The following is a 6,629-nucleotide window of genomic DNA, read 5'->3' on the forward strand; positions in this document are numbered from 1 at the left end:
GACCCGCCCGGCCCCGGGAGGCGCGCGACCGGCGGCCGGCGACGCCACCGGCCGGGCCAGCCGCAGCACCCGGCTGGACAGCCTGGCCCGCGAACTGCACGCCGCCGGGCGCCAGGGCCGCACGTCGTCGTGGCTGGCCGAGCGGCTCGGCGTCTCCGCCCGGACGGTGAAGCGCGACGTCATCGCGCTGCAGCAGGCCGGCGTCCCGATCCGGGCGTCCAGCGGCCCGCAGGGCGGCTACGTCATCGACCAGTCCGGGCAGCGCACCCTCAGCCTCACCCCCGACGAAGCGCTGGCCATCGTCGTCGGGCTGCAGGCGGTGCCCGACCAGCCGTTCGCCGCGGCCGGGTCGTCCGCCGCCGCCAAGGTGCTGCGGGCCGTCGCGCCGGACCGCCGCGCCGACGTCACCGCCGTGGCCGAGCGCATCTGGATCCGCCCCGGCGAGCCCGAGCCGGCCCGCGACGACGGCGTGCGCACCGTGCTCGCCGACGCCATCCGCGACCACCGCGTCGTCCTGCTCGACCACGCGGCCGCCGACACCGACGGCACGGTGACCGAGCAGGTCGAGCCGCTCGGGTTCGCGCATTCGCGCGGCGCCTGGTTCGTGCTGGTCTGGAGCCGCGAGACCGACGCCGGCCGCTGGTTCCAGCTCGACCACGTCGTCGCCGCTCAGCCCACGCACGAGACGTTCGAGCCGCGCGACGTGCGGGAGATCTTCCGGGCGGGGTCGTCGCCGGCCTGACCGCCGTCCAGGCGGCGTCACCGTCCGGGCGGCGCGTCATCGTCCGGGCGCGAAGGGCCACTCCTCGAAGGCGCGGCAGCGACCGTCGTCGTCGAGCCGGACGACCCACAGGTCGCGGTACTCCTGGGTGACCGGGTCGCCATAGTGGACCTCGGCGCGCACGACCGCGGTGTCGCCGTCGACCGCGACGATCTCCGTCCAGAGCCGGAAGACCTCGTCGGGCCCCTCGCGCGTGGCCTCCCACATGCGGCCGATGGCGGGCAGTCCGACCACCGGGTCGCGGTACGGCGCCTGCAGGTAGGTCGCGTCCTCGGTGAACACGTCGTTCAGGGCCTCGACGCCCGGGCTGCGCCACGCCCGCTCGTTGGCCTCGATCCAGGCCCGCACCGCCGGCTTGTCCATCCGCCCAGCCTGCCACGATCCGGGCGCGGTCAGGCGGTCACCGGTGCGCCGGTCAGCTCGTCGACCCGCACCACCGTCGCGAACCGGCCGGCCAGCGCGTACTCCGTGCGCGTCATGATCTCCTCCACACCGAGCGTGCGCGGGTCGGCCAGGATGTCGGCGTTGCTCCGCCCGGGCGGCGCCTCCGGGTGCTCGATCGGGTTCGTCGCCGTCGCGTCGATGACGAACGTCACCCGGTAGCCCAGATCCGACGCCAGCCGAGCCGTCGTCTCGCAGCACTGCTCGGTGCGGATGCCGCTCACCACCACCTCGCGCACGCCGCGCTCGGTCAGCAGCTGCTGCAGGCCGGTGGTCGTGAACGCGTTGTGCGACGTCTTGGTCAGCACCGGCTCGCCGGGCCGCGGGTCGAGGCCGGGCTGCAGCCGCACGTGCCCCAGCTCCGGGTCGAAGACGGTGCCGGTGCCCGGCTCACTGTGCAGCACCCAGACGACGAGGTCGCCCTGCGCGCGGGCATGGTCGACCAGCCGGGCCGCCTTGCCGGCCACGTCCGGGTCGGAGATCAGCTCCCAGCTCGGCCGCTGCCGGAAGGACTCCTGGACGTCGATGACGAGTAGCGCTCTGCTCATGTCACCGATGGTCCGGCCGCCGGGCGACCGCCGCCCAGGCGTGATCGCGCCGACCTACCGCGACATCCGGCCACCCGCACGCCACCATTCCCGTTGATCCTGGACGAATCGGGCTTCCGCCTCACCTGGAACACCGATTTCTCGACGATCGACGGGAGTACCGGTCACGCTGCCACTGCCGCTGGTCGGTGCGGTGGTGGTCGCCGTCGTACTCGATGGCGATCTTCAGATCGGGGTCGGAGTGGTCGGGCCGGGCGAGCCAGGTGCCGGTGTGGTCGATGACGTTCACGCCGACCTCCGGGCTGGGCAGACCGGCGTCGACGATGAGCAACCGGACGCGCGTCTCCATCGGGGAGTCGACGCCGGGACGGATCAGCCGCAGCGCGTCGCGAGCCCGGACGACGCCGCGGCGGCGAGACAGTCCGGCACCGGGAGGTCGCACAGCAGCGCGGCGGTCTCGTGGCTGAACGCGACCTCACCGGGGAGGACCAGTCGCGCCGCCTGACACGTCGTGATCAGCGAGTCCGGAACCGACGCCGGAATCCGCACGCCCCGGAACGCCCGCGAGCGTGGCGTCGCGGACGCGGAACGGCCGCGAGGCGAACGTCTCAGGGATCTCTGGTCGACGTGGCACCACTTGATCATGACCCGACGTCGGCGAACGGCCCGAAAGTCATCCACAACCCGACCCCACCCATGAGTTGATCATGGAGATATCGGGCTTCCGGGTCGCTGGGAAGGCCGATTTCTCCATGATCAACTCGGGGAGGCGGGGAGGAGGAGGGCGCACGTAGAATCGGTGGCATGCCCCCTGCCTCCGCCGCGTCGCCGGCTGCTGCCTCCGGCGTCGCCGCCGAGGCGGCGCGGCGCCGGACGTTCGCCGTCATCAGCCACCCCGACGCGGGTAAGTCGACGCTCACCGAGGCGCTGGCGCTGCACGCGCGGGTCATCGGCGAGGCGGGCGCGGTGCACGGGAAGTCGGGGCGGCGCGGCACCATCTCCGACTGGATGGAGATGGAGCAGGCCCGCGGCATCTCCGTCACGTCCGCGGCCCTGCAGTTCGAGTACCAGGGGCACGTGATCAACCTGCTCGACACCCCCGGCCACGCCGACTTCTCCGAGGACACCTACCGCGTGCTGGCCGCCGTCGACTGCGCGGTCATGCTGCTCGACGCCGCGAAGGGCCTCGAGCCGCAGACGCTGAAGCTGTTCGACGTCTGCCGGCACCGCGGCGTCCCGGTGGTGACGTTCGTCAACAAGTGGGACCGGCCGGGCATGCACGCGCTCGACCTCGTCGACGAGCTCGACCAGCGCATCGGGCTCACGGCCACTCCGTTGAACTGGCCGGTCGGCGAGGCCGGCACGTTCCACGGCCTGCTCAACCGCGACGACGAGACCATGACGACGTTCGAGCGGGCGCCCGGCGGCGCGCGCATCGCCGAGGAGCAGGTCCTGAGCGCGGCCGAGGCCAAGGAACGGCACGCCGACGCCTGGGGCACCGCGCTGGACGAGGCGTCGCTGCTCGACACCCTCGACACCGAGACGTTCCTCGCCGGCACGTCGACGCCCATGCTGTTCGGCGCCGCGGTGGTCAACGTCGGCGTGCGTCAGCTGCTCGACGCGCTGGTGGCCCTGGCTCCGCCGCCGAACGCCCGGCCCGACGTCGACGGCACGCCGCGGCCGGTCGACGCGCCGTTCTCCGGGCTGGTGTTCAAGGTGCAGGCCGGCATGGACAAGGCCCACCGCGACCGCCTGGCCTTCGTCCGGGTCTGCTCCGGACGGTTCGAGCGCGGCGCCGTCGTCACGCACGCCGCCACCGGCCGCCCGTTCGCCACCAAGTACGCCCGCACCATGCTCGGCCGCGAGCGCGAGACCATCGACATCGCCTACCCCGGCGACATCGTCGGCCTCGTCAACGCCAACGCGCTGACCGTCGGCGACACCCTGCACGCCGAGGGCTCTCCCGTCGCGTTCCCGCCGATGCCGTCGTTCGCGCCCGAGCATTTCGTCACCGCGCGCACCACCGACACCAGCAAGGCCAAGCAGTTCCGCCGCGGTATCGAGCAGCTGGCCGAGGAGGGCGTCGTCCAGATCCTCACCTCGAACCGGCGCGGCGACGGTGCACCGATCCTGGCCGCCGTCGGGCCGCTGCAGTTCGAGGTCGCCACGGCCCGGCTCGGCCAGGAGTTCGGTGTGCCGGTCGCCCTCGACTCCCTGCCCTACGGCCTGGCCCGGCGCACCGACGCCGCCGGCGTCCCGGTGCTGAACGCGGAGGCCGGCGTCGAGGTGGCCGAGCGGCGCGACGGCGCCCTGCTGGCGCTGTTCCCCGACAAGTGGCGGCTGGCGTCGGTGCAGCGCCGGCACCCCGACGTCGCGCTCGAACCGCTCGTCGCCGGAGCCGACTGACGCGCGCGGCCGCCTTCTCTACACTGACGGCCGTAGTGGACGGCCGCGCATACTGGCGGCGACTGGGGGCCGGAGGCTCCCACGAGTCGTCAGTCCGGACCGTGAGACGACCGGAGCGAAGGAGGCCGCATGCACGGCCCGAGACGTGAGGAGTGTCGATGACCGCTCGGCCGCTCTCCGAACTCGTCGATCCCGGCTGGGCGCGCGCGCTCGAACCCGTGGCGCCACGCATCGCCGCCATGGGCGAGTTCCTGCGCGCCGAGCTGGCCGCCGGACGCAGCTACCTGCCGGCCGGGCAGCACGTCCTGAGGGCCTTCACCCAGCCGTTCGACGACGTCCGGGTGCTGATCGTGGGCCAGGACCCCTACCCGACGCCCGGGCACGCGGTCGGGCTGAGCTTCTCGGTGGCGCCCGACGTCCGGCCGCTGCCGCCGAGCCTGGTCAACATCTTCCAGGAGTACTGCGCCGACCTCGGGTATCCGCCGCCCAGCACGGGCGATCTCACCCCTTGGGCCGAACACGGCGTGCTGCTGCTCAACCGGGCTCTCACGGTCGCGCCGAGAAATCCCGGCGCACACCGGGGAAAGGGCTGGGAAGAAGTCACCGAGCAAGCCATCCGGGCGCTCGTCGGACGTGGAACGCCATTCGTGGCCATCTTGTGGGGTCGCGATGCGAGAAATCTCCGGCCACTACTTGGTAACGTTCCATGTATTGAGTCGGCCCACCCGAGCCCCATGTCCGCCCGCAACGGCTTCTTCGGTTCACGGCCGTTCAGTAGGGCAAACGAGCTTCTCGAGGGGCTCGGCGTCGCGCCGGTCGACTGGAAGCTCCCCTGAGACGCCGCGTTCACAAAGTGGGATACACACTTGTGCAACTGGCGTTCGATCATCGTATGCTTCCCGGCGCGGGCCCAAGGTGGTACTGTTTCCGCGGTTGCAGTAACAGTTCCTCGCACGTCCTTGAACGCCCGTGGGATGTTATCGCGGGCGTTTTTCGCTTCTCTGTGCCTCCAGCACTGTGGTAGCGGGAGACGGCGGCAGCAACCCGGAGGTCGCACGGTGCGGCTTCCGTCACCGTCCCGTAGGAGGACACGGCACATGGCACAGGGAACCGTCAAGTGGTTCAACGCTGAGAAGGGCTTCGGCTTCATCGCGCAGGACAACGGCGAGCCGGACGTCTTCGTGCACTACTCGGCGATTCAGGCCGACGGCTACCGCACGCTGGACGAGAACCAGCGCGTGGAGTTCGAGATCACCCAGGGTCCGAAGGGCCCGCAGGCTGACGCGGTTCGTCCGGTCTGATCAACCTGTCACATCGCTGCCCCCGTCCCTCCCGCAGGGACGGGGGCAGCGGCGCGTCCGGACCGATTTCCACTCTGGTCCGGACCGCCTTCCGCGAGCCGTTTCCGCTGCTGGAAGCGCGTGCCGGAGCCTCCGGCCGAGGGGTAGACGGACCGTTCTGTTCAGAAGGGGCTTGATAACGGCCGGGTAACTGTGATTCGGTATTGCCACGTGGTCAAGCAATCGCCACTTCCACTTCATTCTGGAGAGGTGTAGGCCGTGCAGACCCACGTTCTCGCGACGACGGACGACCAGCAGCACCAGCACCAGAACACCGACCGTCACGAAGTCACCAACGACCTGCTCCGCCGGGCGGCCAGCAGCACCGGCCAGCAGCGCCAGCGCCTCATCGACGAGGTCGTTCTTCTTCATATGCGGCTGGCCGAGTCGATCGCCAGGCGCTACTACGGGCGGGGCATCGAGCGTGACGACCTCCTGCAGGTCGCCCATCTCGGCCTGGTCAACGCCGCCCAGCGGTTCGATCCCGACCGCGGCAAGGACTTCGTGTCCTTCGCCGTCCCCACCATCACCGGCGAGGTCAAGCGCTACTTCCGGGACCACGGCTGGACGGTTCGCCCGCCGCGCCGGGTCCAGGAGCTCCACGCCCGGGTGACCGCCGCGACGGCGGAGATCGCCCAGGCCAAGGGGGCGGCACCGACACCGGCCGAGCTGGCCGAGCATCTCGGCGTCGAGATCGACGACGTCCTCGAGGCCAGCGCCTCGCACGAATGCTTCACGGTGGCCTCCATCGACTACCGCGGCACCGGCGGCGACGAGACCCCGCTCGCGGAGACTCTCGGCGGCGACGACGACGGCTTCGCCCGGGCCGAGGCCGTGGTCGCGCTCGCACCGGCCTGCCGTGAGCTCAAGCCGCGCGACCGCCGCATCCTCTACTTGCGCTTCTTCAAGGGCTGGACGCAGCAGGAGATCGCCAAGGAGCTCGGTGTCACGCAGATGCAGGTCTCGCGGCTGCTGGCCCGCATCCTCGGCCAGTTGCGCGACCGGGTCGGCGGCACGGACTCCACCGCCGCCTAGGTGTACTCGGCCATGAGGTTGGTGACGGCGTGTCGGGTTGAACGGGTGAGAGCCCCCGGGTGGGGTGTGGCTTGTCGA

General features: G+C 71.5%; 9 protein-coding genes. 5 read left to right on the forward strand and 4 right to left on the reverse strand.

Going from position 1 to position 6,629, the window contains the following annotated elements:
• A partial coding sequence (locus tag DY240_RS11920; protein ID WP_119660111.1) for a helix-turn-helix transcriptional regulator occupies window positions 1-742 on the forward strand: 742 nt, incomplete at its 5' end.
• Window positions 743-778: 36 nt separating this feature from the next.
• Here DY240_RS11920 and DY240_RS11925 read toward each other — a convergent pair.
• The 4 genes from DY240_RS11925 to DY240_RS31890 form a co-directional block, all read right to left on the reverse strand.
• Complete coding sequence (locus DY240_RS11925; RefSeq protein WP_119660112.1) at window positions 779-1,144, reverse strand: YybH family protein; 366 nt, start codon at window positions 1,142-1,144, stop codon at window positions 779-781.
• Window positions 1,145-1,173: 29 nt separating this feature from the next.
• The gene (locus DY240_RS11930) at window positions 1,174-1,770 is read right to left on the reverse strand and encodes a cysteine hydrolase family protein (protein ID WP_119660113.1); all 597 of its coding nucleotides are present in this window, start codon (window positions 1,768-1,770) and stop codon (window positions 1,174-1,176) included.
• A 121-nt stretch (window positions 1,771-1,891) separates the two neighbouring features.
• Window positions 1,892-2,119, reverse strand: coding sequence for a hypothetical protein (locus DY240_RS11935; RefSeq protein ID WP_119660114.1), 228 nt, complete (start codon window positions 2,117-2,119; stop codon window positions 1,892-1,894).
• 23 nt (window positions 2,120-2,142) lie between these two features.
• Entirely contained in the window at window positions 2,143-2,319 is a 177-nt protein-coding gene (locus DY240_RS31890; RefSeq protein WP_158602827.1) for a hypothetical protein, read from the reverse strand.
• Between the two features lie 255 nt (window positions 2,320-2,574).
• Here DY240_RS31890 and DY240_RS11940 point away from each other — a divergent pair, with 255 nt between their 5' ends.
• From DY240_RS11940 to DY240_RS11955, 4 genes are all read left to right on the forward strand, one after another.
• Window positions 2,575-4,176, forward strand: coding sequence for a peptide chain release factor 3 (locus DY240_RS11940; protein WP_119660115.1), 1,602 nt, complete (start codon window positions 2,575-2,577; stop codon window positions 4,174-4,176).
• Between the two features lie 158 nt (window positions 4,177-4,334).
• Window positions 4,335-5,012 carry a uracil-DNA glycosylase gene (locus DY240_RS11945; RefSeq protein ID WP_119660117.1) on the forward strand — a complete coding sequence of 226 codons (678 nt, stop codon included), beginning with the start codon at window positions 4,335-4,337 and terminating at the stop codon, window positions 5,010-5,012.
• 261 nt (window positions 5,013-5,273) lie between these two features.
• Entirely contained in the window at window positions 5,274-5,477 is a 204-nt protein-coding gene (locus DY240_RS11950; RefSeq protein ID WP_026874570.1) for a cold-shock protein, read from the forward strand.
• Between the two features lie 258 nt (window positions 5,478-5,735).
• On the forward strand, window positions 5,736-6,551 hold the full coding sequence (locus DY240_RS11955; protein WP_119660116.1) for a SigB/SigF/SigG family RNA polymerase sigma factor: 816 nt from the start codon (window positions 5,736-5,738) through the stop codon (window positions 6,549-6,551).
• Window positions 6,552-6,629 lie beyond the last annotated feature (78 nt).

This window comes from Jiangella rhizosphaerae, assembly GCF_003579925.1.
GTDB classification, from domain to species: domain Bacteria; phylum Actinomycetota; class Actinomycetes; order Jiangellales; family Jiangellaceae; genus Jiangella; species Jiangella rhizosphaerae.